Raw genomic sequence first — 16676 nt, 5'->3', positions numbered from 1 at the left:
ACCTCCTTATATCGTATCCAATTAAACGACTGTTTCAATGAATTCTTCTTTTGTGGCTCCGCAGTAGGGGCAGGTCCAGCCGGCGGGCAGGTCCTCAAACGGCGTGCCGGGCAGGATACCGCTCTCCGGGTCCCCCTTGGCGGGGTCGTATTCGTAACCGCAGCCGCTGCAGACGTAAATCTTGCGGGGAGCGGGTGCCGGTGCGGGCGCCGCCTTCGGCAAAGGAGCTTCTGGCTTTTTGGGTGCGCCGGTATCCAGTGCTTTGGTCAGCAGAGGCAGGATTTCTTTTATGTCGCCTACAATACCATAGTCACAGTTTTTAAAGATATTGGCGTCTTCATCTGTATTGATGGCAACTACAAGAGTGGCGTCCTGAATGCCCTTTAAATGTTGACCGGCACCGGAAATACCGCAGGCAATATACAAACTGCCGTGGAATTTTTGACCGGAAATGCCGATAAAACGGTCAATCGGTACATATTTCAGCGACTCGGCAACAGGGCGAGAAGAACCAACGGCGGCACCAGCTGCTTTGGCCAAATCTTCGATTAGCTTCATATTTTCCCGAGCACCAATGCCCAAACCGGCACTGACCACACGGTCGGCTTTTGCTATCGGTGTATCTATTGGCATTCCAACGGTGAAGTCAATGCCTTCCTGCTGCAGATTTTTTACCAGCGAATCCACACGTTCTTCTGCGGTGCCTTTTTTCAGGAGAATGCACTTGCGGGTGCCAGCTGTCTGCACAGGCTGTGCATATTTCGCGGCGCGGGCAAGCAGCCGCTGGGCAGCAGTCAGCTTCTTTTCCGCCGGAGGTTCTTTCTTTGCCGTACTAAGAATATGGGAAGCAATGACCATACGCTGAATTTCATTGGTGCCTTCATATATGGAGGTGATTTTCGCGTCACGGTAGAACCGCTCGACGTCCATACCTTTTAAGTAACCGCTGCCGCCGAAAATTTGCAGTGCGTCATTGGTGATTTCCAGTGCCGCGTCAGAGGCAAACTGCTTTGCCATGGCTGCCTCTTTACTGTAGTCAGCGTGGCTTTGTTTCAGCTCAGCAGCACTGTAGACAAGCAGACGGGACGCACGGAGCTTGGTGGCCATATCCGCCAGCTTAAATGCAATGGACTGCTGCTGACAAATTGGTTTGCCGAACTGTACCCGCTCTTTTGCGTAGTCCAGTGCCGCTTCGTATGCACCTTGAGCAATGCCCAATGCCTGTGCGGCAATGCCGATGCGACCGCCGTCCAGTGTCTTCATGGCAATGGAAAAGCCTTCGCCTTCCTTGCCCAGCAGATTTTCCTTCGGCACTTTTACATTTTGAAAGTGCAGTTCACAGGTAGCGGAGGAGCGAATGCCCATTTTGTCATAATGCTCTCCGAATGTAAGGCCTTCCCAGCCTTTTTCTACAATAAAAGCGGAAATGCCGTGCACACCGTTTCCGGGCTGTGTGACGGCAAAGACAACGTAAGTATCGGCTTCACCGCCGTTGGTAATAAAAATTTTACTGCCATTTAGGATATAATAGTCGCCGTGCCGTACAGCGGTCATTTCCATTCCAGCCGCATCGCTGCCGGCGTTTTGTTCTGTCAGCCCAAAAGCGCCCAATTTGTCACCGCGGCACAGCGGAACCAAATACTTTTGTTTCTGTGATTCTGTGCCAAAGGCGTCAATGGGCCAGGTTCCCAGGGAGGTGTGCGCAGAAAGAATAATACCGACACCGCCATCCACGCGGGAAAGTTCTTCCACAGCAATGGCATAGCAGACCATGTCCAGTCCAGCGCCACCGAAGCGGGTGTCATAGGGCAGTCCCATCAAGCCAAGCTCGGCCATTTTTTTAACTGTTTCTTTTGGAAAAGTATTCCCTTTGTCTAGCAGAAAAGCCTGCGGCTTGATGTCACTTTCGGCAAAAGACCGTACCTTTGTGCGCAGTGCTTCCTGCTCGTTTGTTGTCTGATAGAACATATAGGAAACCTCCTTTTTGCAAATGAAATTTCGGATGATTTCATACTGTATAGTTTTTTGCATCCGCCTGTTTTCATGCGGCACGCGCAACCTATACCGTTTATGTTCAGTATAATAAGTATGGGCAACATTGTCAATTGCTTTATATAATGTTATATGTTTTCGTGTAAAGTAAACATCTAAATCATAAAAGTATGAAAAGTATAACTGATTAAAAACGTTACACTACAAGTGCACCATGCGAGTCAAGAGAAAATGAAAATTTTTCTTGGCCGTATTCGGACTGTTATAGCAGAAAAGAACCCTTGTGTGCCGTCTCCAAAAGCGGTAGAATGAAGGAAATGACAGAAAGAAGGGCCGAAAATGGATTCAGTGAAAGCATTGCAGGAAATGCTGGACAAAAGCAGCCGGGTTGTCTTTTTTGGCGGAGCAGGTGTCTCTACTGAAAGCGGTATTCCGGACTTTCGCAGTACGGACGGATTGTACCAGCAGAAATACAAATATCCGCCGGAAACCATGCTGAGCCATACTTTTTTTGAACGGCATCCGGAAGAATTCTTTGATTTTTATCGCGATAAAATGCTGTACCCGAATGCACAGCCGAACGCGGCACACAAAAAGCTGGCCGAGCTGGAAAGGGCAGGAAAGCTTTCTGCGGTCGTTACACAAAATATCGATGGTCTGCATCAGGCTGCCGGCAGCAAAAACGTTTTTGAACTGCATGGAAGCGTGCTGCGCAACTACTGTCAGCGCTGCCATAAAGGCTGTTCGGTTGAAACGATGCTGCACAGCAGCGGTGTACCACACTGCTCCTGCGGCGGTGTCATTAAACCGGATGTGGTTTTGTATGAGGAATCTTTAAATGAAGCAGTCATTGAGGGTGCTGTACAGGCCATTATGCAGGCGGATATGCTGATTATTGCCGGCACTTCTCTGGTTGTGTATCCAGCGGCGGGACTTATCCGTTATTATAGGGGCGACCGGCTGGTGCTTATCAATAAATCCAAAACAGATGCGGATAAGGCAGCCAATTTGGTCATTCACGCGTCTGTGGGAAAGGTCCTATCCCAGCTGCACGCGTAAAATATCATTTTACGGCAATAAAAAAAGACGGTTCGCCCTATACGGAAAGCACAGGAAGAACCGCCTTTTTGAAGGATTGTTCGGCTTATTTCATTTTGAAAGTTTTGCACTCTGTATCAGATTTGCAGGTTGTCTGGCTGTCGCAGCTGCTGACATCTACATTCTCAGCAGAGCAGTCACCGTGCTGGTTGTAAACGCACTTTTCAGCTTCACAGCGAACGTGCATCTGAGGGTTGGGGATAGAGCAGCCGCGGCTGTTCTGCGCACTGCCGGAGCTGTCCTTCTTTTCAAAATCGGCACAGCTGGTTTGTTCGTGGCCGCAGGCACATTTGCCGCTGACCATGATGTCAGGGCGGCAGCAGCAGTTATCACTGTTGTTGCTGCAGTCGCAGACAGAGCATTGCAGTTTTGTCATTGTCACACACCTCTTTTATTTTGGGTATGGCAATAGTCTGTACGGGAAAGCTGCTTTTATGTGCAGCGCATTTGCAGAAGAGTGGACCAGATTCTGCCGGCCGTTTCATATTTGCTCAAAAGCGGCAGCTCTTCTGTAAATTCGCGGGTAATGAGTGTCATTACATTGGTGTCAGTGCCAAAACCGGCGCCGGAAACCTTTAAATTATTTGCGGCAATTAAGTCCGCATGCTTTTTGTCGAGCTTTTTGCGGGAATTTTCCACCAAATCACGCGTTTCCATGGAAAACCCGCACAGAAGCTGACCGGGCCGACGATGCACACCGACATACTGCAGAATATCCTGTGTGGCGCACAGCGGCAGAGAAGTCAGGTCGCTGCCATTTTTTTTAATTTTATCAGCAGCTGTTTTTGCGGGCCGATAGTCTGCGACCGCCGCGGCAAACGCCAGCATATCCTGCCGCGGGGCGGCGGCTGTCACGGCATCAAACATTTCCGCAGCAGAGCGCACCGAAACCGTTTTGACAAACGGCGGCGGTGTCAGGTTTGTGGGACCCGTTACCAGTGTTACTTCGGCGCCGCGGCGGGAGGCATTCCGCGCCAGCTCGTATCCCATTTTTCCAGTGGAATGATTTGTCAGAAAACGGACAGGGTCCAGCGGCTCCTGTGTCGGGCCGGCGGTCACCAATACGCGCACACCTGCCATGTCCTTTTCTTCGGCTAGCACCTGCAGAACTTCCTCCAAAATGTCCGCCGGCTCCGGAAATTTCCCGGCGCCAGTGTCACCGCAGGCCAGCCGCCCGCAGGCGGGCTCTATGACAGTCCAGCCATAGTGGCGCAGATTTTGCAGGTTGTCCTGTGTCACAGGATTTTCATACATACCGGTATTCATGGCCGGTGCAATCATTTTAGGACAGCGGCAGGCCAGCACGGTTGTTGTCAGCATATCATCAGCAAGGCCGTTTGCCAGTTTGGCAATACTGTTTGCGGTGGCTGGAGCAATGAGGACCAAATCTGCCTGTTTTGCCAATGCCACGTGCTCTACACTATACTGAAAGGTGCGGTCGAAGGTGTCCACCACGCATTTTTGTCCGGTGACACCCTCAAAGGTGACCGGCGTGACGAACTGCGCGCCGTTTTTCGTCAGCAGTGTGTGTACACAGGCGCCCTGTTGTGTCAGGCGGCTGGCAAGGGCGGCGGCCTTGTAGGCTGCAATGCTGCCGGTTACGCCCAGCAGGATGGTTTTATTCTGTAACAGCATTTTTCAATGACTTCTTTCTTTACACAGAATGCGTTTGCAGCACGAAAAATCTTGTTTTGTCTGCTTCTGTTATTATACAGGAAGACCAGACAGAAATGCAACTGCATATTGTGATTTTTGTAACAAATATGCCGAAAACGCTTGATTTTAGCGGACTTTCTGGTATAATGTAACCTGTCTTAAAATATTGCACTGCATCTGAAAGAAGAGCGGTAGCAGGAGGTTTTTATTCAGAATGAAGAAAAATGCAAAGTACTACAAATTTGTGTTGGCGGCCCTTTTTGCGGCGATTACGCTGGTTATGGGCTTGACGCCGCTGGGATTTATCCCGCTGCCGTTTATTAAACTGACCATTATACACATCCCAGTCATATTGGGTTCTATCCTGTTAGGGCCGCGGTATGGCGCTTTTTTGGGTGCCCTTTTTGGTATGACCAGTTTAATCAATAATACCTTTATGCCAGCGATTACCTCCTTTACATTTTCACCGTTTATTCCGCTGCCGGGCACGACCCACGGCACACCAGTGGCACTGCTCATCTGCTTCTTGCCTCGTATTCTGGTTGGCATTTTCCCGTATTACGTGTACTGCGGCATGGAAAAGATGCTGAAAGGACGGGACAAGCATGTGGCGTCGCTGGCGGTCAGCGGCGTAGTTGGTGCACTGACCAATACCGTATTTGTTATGGGGCTTATTTATTTCCTGTTCCGTGACGCTTATGCGGCGGCAAAGGGCATTGCACCGGAAGCAGTTCCGGGCATTATTATGGGTGTTGTCAGTTTTAACGGCGTCATTGAAGCGATTGCCGCGGGCATTTTGGTAGCGGCACTGGGTAAAGTGCTGCTTCGGTTTACCCAGTCCTCTGGCAGGCACGGCAACACGCCAGCTGCTGGAAAGAATACTTGAATAGAAAAAATATCCAATAAAGGTAAAGAAGCGCACGGCGGGCAGGGTTTCTCGTGTGCGCTTTTTGCAAAAAGAAAGGCTGCATTTTCATGATTATTGCAATCGATGTAGGAAACACCAATATTGTATTAGGGTGTTTGGATAGCAAAAGAACCTATTTTACAGCTAGGCTTTCGACCGACGTAAAAAAGACCAGCGATGAATATGCACTGATGATTCGCAGCCTGTTTTCTCTGCATGGAGTGGACCGGCACGCGATTGAAGGTGCAATCATCTCCTCAGTAGTGCCGCCGCTTTCGCTGCCGCTGCAGCAGGCAATTTGTCTGGTAACCGGCAAAACGGCACTCATTGTTAGCTCCGGGCTGAAAACAGGACTTAATATCCTGATGGAAAATCCAGCCGCACTGGGTGCTGACTTGGTTGTGGACGCGGTGGCCGCAAGTGCAAAGTACCCCAAACCAATTTTTGTGTTTGATATGGGTACCGCCACAACGCTTTCGGTCATTGACAAAAAGGGCAACTACATCGGCGGCATGATTATTCCCGGACCGGTCATTTCCATGAATGCGCTGGCAAACCATGCGAGCCAGCTTTCCCATGTGGACTTGGAGGCACCGTCGAAACTTATCGGCAATAATACAAAGGACTGTATGCGTTCTGGTGCAGTGTATGGCCATGCAGCCATGGTTGACGGTCTGATTGACCGTGCCGAGGAGGAAATCGGCACGAAGGCAACCGTAGTGGCCACCGGCGGTGTGGCACCGATTATTATCGCAGAGTGTAAGCATAAGATTATTTTGGATGATACCCTTATGCTGCAGGGACTATTGCTGCTGTACCAGAAAAACAGCAGAAAACCGGAACCGCGGCGTGGTGCGGCGGAAAAGCGTGTGCCGCAAAAAAAAGGATAAAATGAAAGTCCCCTGCCAGAAATGACAGAGGACTTTTTTATATGGAGCAGTAGGAGAAAAAAGTTATAATCTTATTTTTGCCGCGGCGAAACGATTTTATAGTAAGTACGTGTGGTAATGGCATAGACCATAACATAAACGGCTGCAAAAACCGCAATGGTGCACAGCGTACATGTGGCAAACAGCGGCACGTTTTGCAGCTGCAGGCACGCCAACAGCTTTGTCATGTACTTGAAGGACGCAGCCATGTGAATGCATGCAATGAGAAGCGGCAGGAAGAAAACAATCAGGACCTGGCTGTGAATGGCTTTCTTTACTTCTGCGGTGCTCATTCCAACTTTGCGCATGATGCCGAAGCGTTCCACATCGTCATAGCCTTCGGAAATCTGTTTGTAGTAAATGATGAGAACAGTGGCCATTAGGAACAGCACACTCAGGAAGATACCGAGGAAAAGCAGTCCACCGCACATATCGCGGTAGGATATGGTCATATCCGCTCGGCTGTGTACAGAAATCCGCATGGAGCCGTTGCTGCTCGTCCGGATATTGCTTGGGATGCTGCCCGTCAGCTCATGGAGCAGCGCCAGTTGTTGCGCCTGTGTGCCGCCGGTGTCGAAGTTCAGCAGATACTGATATTCATAGGCATTGGGGCTGCCGCTCGGTTTTTTCTGTATATAGGCTTTGTACGCCTGATAAATCGTGTTCAGCACCTTTTCATCTTTTACAATGACAGTATGAGAATTCGCTATAAAAGCGGACATATCTTGGCCGAGGGAAGCGGTCTGCAGGCGGGTTTTTACACGGTACGTTTTCCCGTTCAGCTGGAAAGTGTCCGGTAGATTGCCGTAAAAGGTATGCACAGCCACTTCATCATCGGCAAGGTTCAGCTTTTTGCCGGATGAGGCGTCATAATCGGTTTCGGTTAGGAAAGTGAAGAAAGTGCTGGAGGATATATTGGTATCGTTAATTCTGGTAAAGCTAAAAATTCCGTTTGCGGTGCCCTTTGCCATGACGTTCAAACTGCGGCCGCTGCTTTGGTTTTTCACGGACAGCCCTTTTTCGGTGGCTATCTTTTTTACAAAGGCCGGCAGAGTATCTGCTGCGGTGTTGTTTGCATCTGATATGGAAAGACAGAAGTCCTGCGGGCACTGTGTTGCAATGCAGTTGTCAGCGCCGATATTCAGGGAAATGGTTGTGGAAACCATGACCATGACCATGGTCGCCAATACACAGATGCTGGCAAGGCCGGCTGCGTTCTGCTTCATCCGGTAAATTAGTCCAGAAACGGAAACAAAATGATTGGGCTTATAGTAAAAGTTTTTATTTTTCTTCAGCAGCTTCAGCAGGGCAACAATACCGGAAGTGAACAGGAAATAGGTGCCGATAATGACAAGAACGACCGCAACGAAGAACAAGCTAATCGCCGCAATCGGGCTTTCCGTTGTCAGGGCAATATAATAGCCGATGCCGGTTAAGACGAGACCGATAATTGCCAGCACCCAGTTTGCCTTTGGCTCTTTTTCGCCGACATTGCCGCCGCGCAGCAGTTCCACCGGATGCAGAATATGAATACGCAGACGATTGACAATTAAAATCACAAGGAAAACAGCACCGAAAAGCAGGGCAGTCAGCAGCATACTGTTTGGGTCAACATAAAACTCAATGGAACTGCTTAGGCTGGTCACTTTGCAGAGGATAAGCAGGAACAACTTACTTAACAGAATGCCGCCGCCGATGCCGCCGCCCATGGTGATCAGATACGCATATATGGTTTCCCAGCCAAGGATGCGGCCAATATGGCGCTTTTCCATACCCAGCACATTGTAAAGGCCCAGTTCTTTCTGCCGGCGCTTCATTAGGAAACTGTTGATATAAAATAGGATAATCACCGAAAAAATGCCGATGATGACGGTGCCAAACTGCAGCATCATAGTACATGTGCTATGAATTGTTGCAACGCCGCGGTTGTTAGCAAGGAAAGACATAATGTAGAACATCGCCGCGGTAAATGAACTGGCAACTAAGTACGGAATGTAGAATTTACTGTTTAGACGCAGATTCTGCGCACCGAGCTTCATGTAGAAATTCTTACCCATTTTTCTCACCGCCTGTTGCAATCAGCGTTGCAGTGTTGGAGATCAGGGAAAACATTTCCTCCGTGGTATGTTCACCACGGTACAGTTGGTGGAACACTTCGCCGTCACGGATGAAGAGAACACGCTGGGCATGGCTTGCGGCACGCACGCTGTGTGTTACCATCACAATCGTCTGGCCACTGGCGTTTAGGTGGTCAAAAATCTGCATCAGTGAATCGGCGGAGCGGGAGTCCAGTGCACCGGTCGGCTCGTCAGCTAGCAGCAGTTTTGGGTTGGTGATGATTGCGCGGGCTACTGCGGCACGCTGTTTCTGACCGCCGGAAACTTCATAGGGGAACTTCTGCAGCAGGTCAGAAATGCCCAGTTTCTTTGCAATGGGGTCCAGCCGCTTTTTCATTTCCGGATATTTTTTCCCTGCTAGGACGAGCGGCAGAAAAATATTGTCCTGCAGATTGAAGTTGTCCAGCAGGTTAAAGTCCTGGAACACAAAGCCGAGATTGTCACGGCGATAGGCGGAAAGTTCCCTTTCCCGCAGCTCGGCTGTGTTTTTGCCGTCCAGCACAACCTTGCCAGAAGTGGGTGTGTCCAGTGCTGCAAGGATATTCAGCAGCGTGGTTTTACCACTGCCGCTTTCACCCATTACTGCAACATACTCACCGCGTTCCACCGAAAAAGTGACGTCGCGTAGTGCCTGTACATGGGTGCCACCCAGGCGGGTTGTATATATTTTTTTCAGGTTGCTGACTTCTAAGAATGACATAATCAAAATTCCTCCTGCTCTGTTGATATACCAAGTATAACAGAACAGGAGGAACTGCTGCCATAGAAATAGCTTACACTTTGTGCCGCAACCTTACATTCCTGTAAGATTGCCTGTCATATCAGCGCAAGATTTATTCAATAGGAAGGTTTTTGCTTGCAAGGCCGATTTTTACGGTTGTGCCTTTCCCAACGGTTGATGTAATGGCAAACGTATGAGAGAGCTTTTTTAGGACACAGCGGCATAGGTACAGCCCAATGCCGGTCGATTTTTTATCCATGCGGCCGTTGCAGCCGGTAAAGCCTTTCTGCCCGATACGCGGCAGGTCTTCCGGTGCAATGCCGATGCCGGTGTCGGCGATGACCAGGGTAGCGGGCTGTTCCAGATAAATGCTGACCGAGCCTGCGTGTGTGTATTTCAGAGAATTGGACAAGACCTGTTCAATGACAAAGGAAAGCCATTTTTCATCGGTCAGTATCTGGCAGGAGATGGGCTGATAATGCAGGGCAATTTTCTGACGGATAAACAGCGGGGCGTATTTGTGCACAGCACTGCGGACAATGCGGTCCAAAGAACAGAATTTGATAACAAAGTCCGTACTGTCACTGCCCAAACGAATGTAGGATAGAATCATATTAACGTATTCTTCCATGTGAAACAGGCTGTCACACAGGGCGTCATGGTCTTCACTTTGGTCGGACTGCAGCAGAATGTGCATGGCAGAAATCGGTGTTTTAATCTGGTGTGCCCACAGCGTGCAGTAGTCCAGCATATCCCGGTGCTTCTGGTCATATGTGGTTGTCTGCATGGACATATAGGCAAACAGGGATTTCAGAAGGTCTTGATAATCTTTTTCCATCAAAGTGCGCGGTTCCGGCAGAATGTCCAGACCGAACATAACCTGTTTCTGTAACTTTTGCAGCCAAAAGTGCTTCTGGCGGAAATGCAGAAAATCAACCAGTGCAATCAGCGCACCAGCCACAGCGGACAGCAGACAAGCATAACCGACCGCCTGCAGCGGCAGGTTATACAAAAAGAACACAGCGATAAAAATAAGTGCCGCGGTTTCTACCAACAGCAGAGATTTGTGGTGCATTTGCAGATACGAAAAAAACAGTTTCATACGGTCACCATATACCCAAGGCCTTTCTTCGTCAGAATAAAGTTTTTAAGGCCTATTTTTTCCAGTTGCTTACGCAGACGGTTGATGTTGACCGTCAGCGTATTTTCGTCTACATAGCTGTCCGTTTCCCATAGGCGTGTCATCAGGTCATCACGGCGGACGACACGGCCTTTCTTTTCCATCAGTGCCTGCAGGATTTTCAGCTCATTTTTGGTTAGGGAAAGTTTTTGGTCCTGATAGGACAGCGTGCTGTCTGACAGATTCAGGATAGCGCCACCGTTTTCAATCAGGTCTGCCGGTGCACCAAAATCATATGTGCGACGCAGTACAGCCTGTATTTTGGCCGTCAGCACATTCAAGTCAAAAGGCTTTGCAATAAAATCATCTCCGCCCATATTCATGGCCATGACAATATTCATATTGTCAGAAGCGGAAGAGAGAAAGATAATCGGCACTTTGGAAATGCGCCGAATTTCCTGGCACCAGTGATAGCCGTTGTAAAAGGGCAGAGAAATATCCATCAGCACTAGCTGCGGAGCGGTCTTGACAAATGCCTCAGTCACGTGCTGAAAATCTTGTACAGTGGCGCACTGCAGATCCCATGTTTCCAGGTGCTTTGCAATAGCGGACGCAATAATTGCGTCGTCTTCTACAATGAAAATGCGATACAAATCAATTTTCCCTCCTGCGGTTTAATCATTTTTATTATAGCATACCGAAGGGAAAAATGCAGCCGGACACTTTTGGCGGAACTTGCTCTTTTTTCGCAATCCGTTTACAATAGAAACAGAATAGAATTGAGAAAATGCGGACGCGTTTACGCGGCGCGGGAAAAGGAGCAAGACATATGAAAATCGGGTTTATCGGCTGCGGCAATATGGCAAAGGCAATGATTGCCGGCATTCTGAAAAACGGCCTATGTGCACCGGCAGACATTACTGTCTCGGCAAAGACGGACGCCACACTGGAAAAAGCCAAAGCACAGTACGGCGTTTGCACACAGCAGAAAAATGCAGCAGTGGCACAGGTGGCGGACATTTTGGTACTGGCGGTTAAGCCGCAGTACTACGAGAAAATTATCCGGGAGATTCGCGGCTGTGTCGATTCCAGCAAGCTGATTATCACCATTGCGCCGGGCAAAACACTTTCATGGCTTGCGGAGCAGTTCAGCGGCCCAATCCCGATTGTCCGGACTATGCCGAATACACCTGCCATGGTGGGGGAGGGCATTACGGCAGCCAGCCCCAACGAATATGTGACACCGGAGCTTTTGGATACTGCACTGCAGGTTTTGCGCAGCTTTGGCAAGGCAGAAGTCATTCCGGAAAATCTGATGGATGCTGTGGTGGCTGTCAGTGGCAGTTCTCCCGCTTATGTGTTTCTGTTTATTGAGGCGATGGCGGACGCCGCGGTGGCGGACGGAATGCCGCGCAGTCAGGCGTATACATTTGCGGCACAGTCCGTTTTGGGCAGCGCAAAAATGGTGCTGGAAACCGGCAAGCATCCGGGCGAATTGAAGGACATGGTGTGCTCGCCGGCCGGAACGACCATAGCGGCCGTGCGTGTACTGGAGGAAAAAGGCCTGCGTGGCTGCGTTATGGACGCCATGAAGGCCTGCTCCGATAAAGCAAAGTCCGTATAAAAGTAGGCCAAGACAGCCGACCAATTTATATAAAAAGAGCAGCGAAAACCATTTTCATACGGCTTTCGCTGCTCTTTTTAATATTGGAACAGAAGATAAAAGAAATGACTTATTCAGGCTGTACCTTATGGCACGCGACAAAATGATTCGGGCGTATTTCCTGCAGCTTTGGAGATTTGCTGCGGCAGACATCATCTGCATAAGGACAGCGGCTTGCAAACGGGCAGCCCGGTTTTGGATTGATGGGGCTTGGGACTTCACCGCGCAGAATCTGTGTCTTTTTCTGCGCTTCCTTGTCCGGGTCCGGAATTGGAACAGCTGCCAGCAGAGCCTGGCTGTACGGATGCAGCGTATGCGCATAAATTTCATCACTGTCGGCCAGTTCCAGCAGATTGCCAAGATACATAACGGCGATTCGGTCGGAAATGTATTTGACAATGTTCAGGTCATGGGCGATGAACATATAAGTTAGGCCAAGCTTTTTCTGCAGGTCCTTCAGCAGGTTAATAATCTGGCTTTGAATAGAAACATCCAGTGCGGAAATCGGTTCGTCACAGACGATGAACTCCGGTTCAATGGCCAGCGCACGGGCAATGCCAATACGCTGCCGCTGGCCACCGCTGAATTCATGCGGAAAACGGTTGGCGTGTTCACGGTTCAGACCAACCGTTTCCAGAAGCTCATAGACACGCTCCTGGCGTTTTTGAGCGTCATACATATTGTGAATTTCCATGCCTTCGGAAATAATCGTGCCGACGGTCATACGGGGGTCCAGCGAAGCATACGGGTCCTGGAAAATAATCTGCGCTTTTTCCGAGTAGGCAAAGCGGTCCTTGGTACGCTTTAGGTCAACCGGCTTTCCACGATATTTGATGGTGCCTTTTGTTGGGTGATAAATGCCCATGACAACGCGGCCCAGAGTGGACTTGCCGCAGCCGGATTCACCGACGACACCCAGTGTTTCACCTTTGTAGATATCCATGGTGATGTCGTTGACAGCAACCAGTGTTTCTTTTTTGCTTATCTGGAAGTGTTTGGAGATATGGTCAAGCTCAATCAGCTTTTCTTTTGCCATTACTTGTCAGCCCCCTTCTTTGCGGCGGTATCCGCTGCCGGAGCAGCAGACGGTTCCGCTTTGTCGCCCGGGAAATCTGGGTGTAGACGCCAGCAGGAAGCGGTATGGTTTTCACCAACGGTAAATTCCGGCGGCTGCTGTTCACGGCAAATGTGCATACAATATTTGCAGCGGCTGGCAAATGCACAGCCCTTTGGCGGTGCAAACAAGTCCGGCGGTGTGCCGGGAATGCTGACCAATGCCTTGCTGCGGTCGGTGTCAACAGTTGGCAGACTGCGCAGCAGGGCAGAAGTGTAAGGGTGCTTATGATTGTAAAAGATATCCTTCGAAGAGCCGTTTTCTACAATCTTGCCGGCATACATAACGGAAACGCGGTCAGCCAAATTGGCAACAACGCCAAGGTCATGCGTAATCAAAATAATGGCGGTTCCGAGTTCCTCCCGGATTTTACCCATCAGCTGCATAATCTGTGCCTGAATGGTTACGTCCAAAGCCGTAGTGGGTTCGTCGGCAATCAGCAGTTTTGGATTGCAGGAGAGCGCCATAGCAATCATGGCACGCTGACGCATACCACCGGAGAATTCATGCGGATACTGCATAGCGCGTTCTTCTGCGTTTGGAATCTGCACCATTTTCAGAAGCTTAATAGCTTCTTCTTTACACTCCGCTTTAGAAAGATGCTTGTGTTTGCGCAGTGTTTCTGTCAGCTGCTTGCCCACACGCATGGTCGGGTTCATGCAGGTCATCGGGTCCTGGAAAATCATGCTGACCAGTGCGCCGCGGATATTCTGCATTTCCTTTTCGCTTGCTGCGACAATATCTTTGCCGCACAGGCTGATGCTGCCTTCCTTAATACGGGCCGGCGGCATAGGGTTCAGTTTCATAATGGTCTGTGCCGTTACACTTTTGCCGCAGCCGGATTCACCGACGATGGCAAGAATTTCACCGGCGTTGACGTGCAGGGTAACACCGCGCACGGCATGGACTTCACCAGCATAAGTATCAAAAGAAACATGTAAATTTTTAACATCCAGTATTTGTTCCATTTCCTTACCTCCTCAGCTTCGGGTCGAAGGCGTCACGCAGCTGGTCACCCAGCAGGTTGAACGAAAGCATTGTGACGCAGATGAAGAGGGCGGGAACGACCAGCTCAAACGGATACTGCTGGAATACAGCAATGCCGTCGTTGGCCAAAATGCCCCAGGAAGAGTTTGGCGGTGCAATGCCCAGACCCAGCATGGACAGGAACGCTTCTGTAAAGATGATGTTCGGGATATCCAGTGTAACGTTGACAATAATCACGCTTAAAATGTTTGGAACCAGGTGTTTGCCGATAATGCGGTTTGGCTTTGCGCCCATTGCCTTTGCGGCAATTAGAAATTCCTGTTCATTCAGGCTGATAACTTGTCCTCGTACCAGACGTGCCATACCGGTCCACCCGGTAATGGAGTAGGCAATGATAATGCTGCCAAGGCCACGGTCCATAACAATCATCAGAAGCATAACGATAATCAAATAAGGAATGCCGCTGATGATTTCGACAATACGCATCATCACGTTGTCGACAGCACCGCCAAAATATCCGGAAATGCCGCCGTATACGACACCTACCGCACAATCAATCAAAGCAACGGCGAAGGCAACAGTCAGCGAAACACGGGCACCAGCCCAGGTACGCACCCAAATATCACGGCCCAGTGCATCTGTGCCGAAGATATGCAGGTTATGGGTAACTGTATCAATTGACATGGGATGCTGGTTCGCAAAGGCCACATTCTGCTGAGATACACTAAAGGCGCTAAATACGGGCAGGAAAATAGCACCCAAAATCAATAATATCAAAATAATCATGCAAACCACGGCGGTTGGGCTGCGGCGCAGACGGTTAAAAGCATCTTTGCCAAAGCTGATAGAAGGCCGCGCGATTGCTTCCATATTAGTGGAATCCGTTCCAACCAGTTCAAATGCCTGCTCATCAATATGACCGGAAAGGTCATACTTTAAAGCGGCCGCAGGCTGTGGTGCAGTTTGTTTTTTAGCCATCGTGTCCTTCTCACTCCTTTCCGCCAGTCAGTTTGACGCGTGGGTCAATCAGGCAGTAAATAATATCAACAATTAGGTTTGCAAACACAAGGAATGCACCGTAGAACATGGTTGTGCCGGAAATCATGGTGTAGTCGTTAGTCTGTACGCAGGAAACAAAATATTTGCCCAGGCCGGGAATGGTGAAGATGTTTTCCACCACGAAGGCACCGGTCAGTACAGCAGCGACCAGCGGGCCCATAACGGTGACCACCGGCATAATCGCGTTGCGTACGGAATGCCGCCAAATAATCTGGCTGCGGGAAAGGCCTTTTGCTTTTGCTGTCTTAATGTAGTCCTGCCCAAGTACGTCCAGCATACTGGTACGCATCAATCGGCTGATGGTAGCCATAGAGCCAAACGCAAGGGCAAGAGCGGGTAGAATTTTAGCATTGACGGAGTCCCAGCCCATAATGGCGAATACACACATTCCAGTTGCCTCAAAGAGCTTAAGGCCGAGGAAATACTGCAAAAGAGCACCGATGATAAAGGACGGGACCGAAACACCAATCAGCGCCACCAGCATGGCAATGGTATCTCCGGCTTTGCCGCGGTGAACTGCCGCGACAATGCCCAGCAGCAGGCCGATAACAAAGGCAAAAATCAGGGAACGAATGCCAAGGTCCAGTGAAACAGGGAACGCCTGCCCAATAACATCGGCAACCGGGCGTTTGTCTGCCAGGGAAATGCCGAAATCACCGTGGAAAATGTTGGCAACGTATAAAATGAACTGTGTGAATAGCGGCTTGTCCAGGCCATATTTTGCGTTCATGGCCGCTTTGGTTTCGGGGGGGATGGCCTTAGCACCGACGAATGGGTCGCCGGGGATTAGATGCATCAGAATAAAAGTGACAGCGATGAGCACGAAAATCGTGATCAGGGAGTATACCACTCGTTTCAGTATGTACGAAACCTGTTTTGGCAAGCGAAATCAACTCCTTTGAATTAGCAGCATTCCTTTTCCGTCTGGGCACAAGGGGGGGGCCAAGAGCGTCCCGCTTCCCGTGGCAGCCATTTGCCCGTGCGGTACAGCGCTGCAATAGTATAGTGTTTGCAGATTTTCGTGAACCCAGTGGTCATGAGGCGTCTGCAGCCTGAAAATATCCGCAGGGGAAAAGGTTTCCCCTGCTTATGAAAGGTGCAAAAGGCGGTTTGTCTTTTGCACCTTTCATAAGCAAATAGAGCCACGGTGACCATGGCTCTATTTGCAGATAGACACAATAGAGTGAAATACCGAAACTGTTTGCAGGAAACTGCTTCAGCATTGTCCCTTTTCATAAAGCGTGGCGGAAAACCGCAGCGGCCGCTTTCAGAAAGCTCCGGTACCGCTGCAGCTGGGCAGGGAGAGGACACTG

General features: G+C 49.8%; 15 protein-coding genes. 4 read left to right on the top strand and 11 right to left on the bottom strand.

The window, feature by feature from the left end:
* Positions 1 to 21: 21 nt before the first annotated feature.
* Complete coding sequence (locus tag GJQ69_RS07875) at positions 22 to 1968, bottom strand: acyl-CoA dehydrogenase family protein (protein ID WP_174193440.1); 1947 nt, start codon at positions 1966 to 1968, stop codon at positions 22 to 24.
* A gap of 363 nt (positions 1969 to 2331) precedes the next feature.
* Here GJQ69_RS07875 and GJQ69_RS07870 point away from each other — a divergent pair, with 363 nt between their 5' ends.
* On the top strand, positions 2332 to 3051 hold the full coding sequence (locus GJQ69_RS07870; protein WP_086035276.1) for an NAD-dependent protein deacylase: 720 nt from the start codon (positions 2332 to 2334) through the stop codon (positions 3049 to 3051).
* An 85-nt stretch (positions 3052 to 3136) separates the two neighbouring features.
* Here the strand turns inward: GJQ69_RS07870 and GJQ69_RS07865 are convergent, their stop codons facing one another.
* Both GJQ69_RS07865 and coaBC read right to left on the bottom strand, forming a co-directional pair.
* Positions 3137 to 3466, bottom strand: a complete 330-nt coding sequence (locus GJQ69_RS07865; protein WP_086035277.1) for a DUF1540 domain-containing protein — start codon at positions 3464 to 3466, stop codon at positions 3137 to 3139.
* 56 nt (positions 3467 to 3522) lie between these two features.
* A complete protein-coding gene (coaBC, locus tag GJQ69_RS07860) occupies positions 3523 to 4722 on the bottom strand; it encodes a bifunctional phosphopantothenoylcysteine decarboxylase/phosphopantothenate--cysteine ligase CoaBC (protein WP_086036807.1) in 1200 nt (399 codons plus the stop codon).
* Positions 4723 to 4960: 238 nt separating this feature from the next.
* Between coaBC and GJQ69_RS07855 the strand changes: the two genes are divergently transcribed.
* Together GJQ69_RS07855 and GJQ69_RS07850 are read left to right on the top strand one after the other, a co-directional pair.
* A complete protein-coding gene (locus GJQ69_RS07855; RefSeq protein WP_086035278.1) occupies positions 4961 to 5632 on the top strand; it encodes an ECF transporter S component in 672 nt (223 codons plus the stop codon).
* 89 nt (positions 5633 to 5721) lie between these two features.
* The gene (locus GJQ69_RS07850; protein ID WP_086036808.1) at positions 5722 to 6543 is read left to right on the top strand and encodes a type III pantothenate kinase; all 822 of its coding nucleotides are present in this window, start codon (positions 5722 to 5724) and stop codon (positions 6541 to 6543) included.
* A 71-nt stretch (positions 6544 to 6614) separates the two neighbouring features.
* On the opposite strand, the gene GJQ69_RS07845 is transcribed toward GJQ69_RS07850, so the two are convergent.
* From GJQ69_RS07845 to GJQ69_RS07830, 4 genes are all read right to left on the bottom strand, one after another.
* Complete coding sequence (locus GJQ69_RS07845; protein ID WP_086035279.1) at positions 6615 to 8639, bottom strand: FtsX-like permease family protein; 2025 nt, start codon at positions 8637 to 8639, stop codon at positions 6615 to 6617.
* A complete protein-coding gene (locus tag GJQ69_RS07840) occupies positions 8632 to 9399 on the bottom strand; it encodes an ABC transporter ATP-binding protein (protein ID WP_086035280.1) in 768 nt (255 codons plus the stop codon). Before GJQ69_RS07840 ends, GJQ69_RS07845 begins: the two co-directional genes overlap by 8 nt.
* A gap of 133 nt (positions 9400 to 9532) precedes the next feature.
* Positions 9533 to 10522 carry a sensor histidine kinase gene (locus GJQ69_RS07835; protein WP_086035281.1) on the bottom strand — a complete coding sequence of 330 codons (990 nt, stop codon included), beginning with the start codon at positions 10520 to 10522 and terminating at the stop codon, positions 9533 to 9535.
* On the bottom strand, positions 10519 to 11193 hold the full coding sequence (locus tag GJQ69_RS07830; protein ID WP_086035282.1) for a response regulator transcription factor: 675 nt from the start codon (positions 11191 to 11193) through the stop codon (positions 10519 to 10521). The genes GJQ69_RS07835 and GJQ69_RS07830 overlap by 4 nt, the downstream gene beginning before the upstream one ends.
* A gap of 176 nt (positions 11194 to 11369) precedes the next feature.
* Between GJQ69_RS07830 and proC the strand changes: the two genes are divergently transcribed.
* Positions 11370 to 12164, top strand: coding sequence for a pyrroline-5-carboxylate reductase (gene proC / locus GJQ69_RS07825; protein ID WP_086035283.1), 795 nt, complete (start codon positions 11370 to 11372; stop codon positions 12162 to 12164).
* A 109-nt stretch (positions 12165 to 12273) separates the two neighbouring features.
* On the opposite strand, the gene GJQ69_RS07820 is transcribed toward proC, so the two are convergent.
* Genes GJQ69_RS07820 through GJQ69_RS07805 form a run of 4 tightly spaced genes read right to left on the bottom strand, consistent with a single transcriptional unit; the run spans position 12274 to position 16246 of the window.
* Entirely contained in the window at positions 12274 to 13239 is a 966-nt protein-coding gene (locus GJQ69_RS07820; RefSeq protein WP_086035284.1) for an ABC transporter ATP-binding protein, read from the bottom strand.
* On the bottom strand, positions 13239 to 14285 hold the full coding sequence (locus GJQ69_RS07815; RefSeq protein WP_086035285.1) for an ABC transporter ATP-binding protein: 1047 nt from the start codon (positions 14283 to 14285) through the stop codon (positions 13239 to 13241). Before GJQ69_RS07815 ends, GJQ69_RS07820 begins: the two co-directional genes overlap by 1 nt.
* 4 nt (positions 14286 to 14289) lie before the next feature.
* Complete coding sequence (locus GJQ69_RS07810) at positions 14290 to 15282, bottom strand: ABC transporter permease (RefSeq protein ID WP_086035286.1); 993 nt, start codon at positions 15280 to 15282, stop codon at positions 14290 to 14292.
* A gap of 10 nt (positions 15283 to 15292) precedes the next feature.
* Complete coding sequence (locus tag GJQ69_RS07805; RefSeq protein ID WP_236849672.1) at positions 15293 to 16246, bottom strand: ABC transporter permease; 954 nt, start codon at positions 16244 to 16246, stop codon at positions 15293 to 15295.
* Positions 16247 to 16676 lie beyond the last annotated feature (430 nt).

The organism is Caproicibacterium lactatifermentans (assembly GCF_013315815.1).
Classification (GTDB): domain Bacteria; phylum Bacillota; class Clostridia; order Oscillospirales; family Acutalibacteraceae; genus Caproicibacterium; species Caproicibacterium lactatifermentans.
The sequence above is the reverse complement of the archived record's forward strand: the minus strand, read 5'-3'. Positions and strand labels throughout refer to the sequence as shown.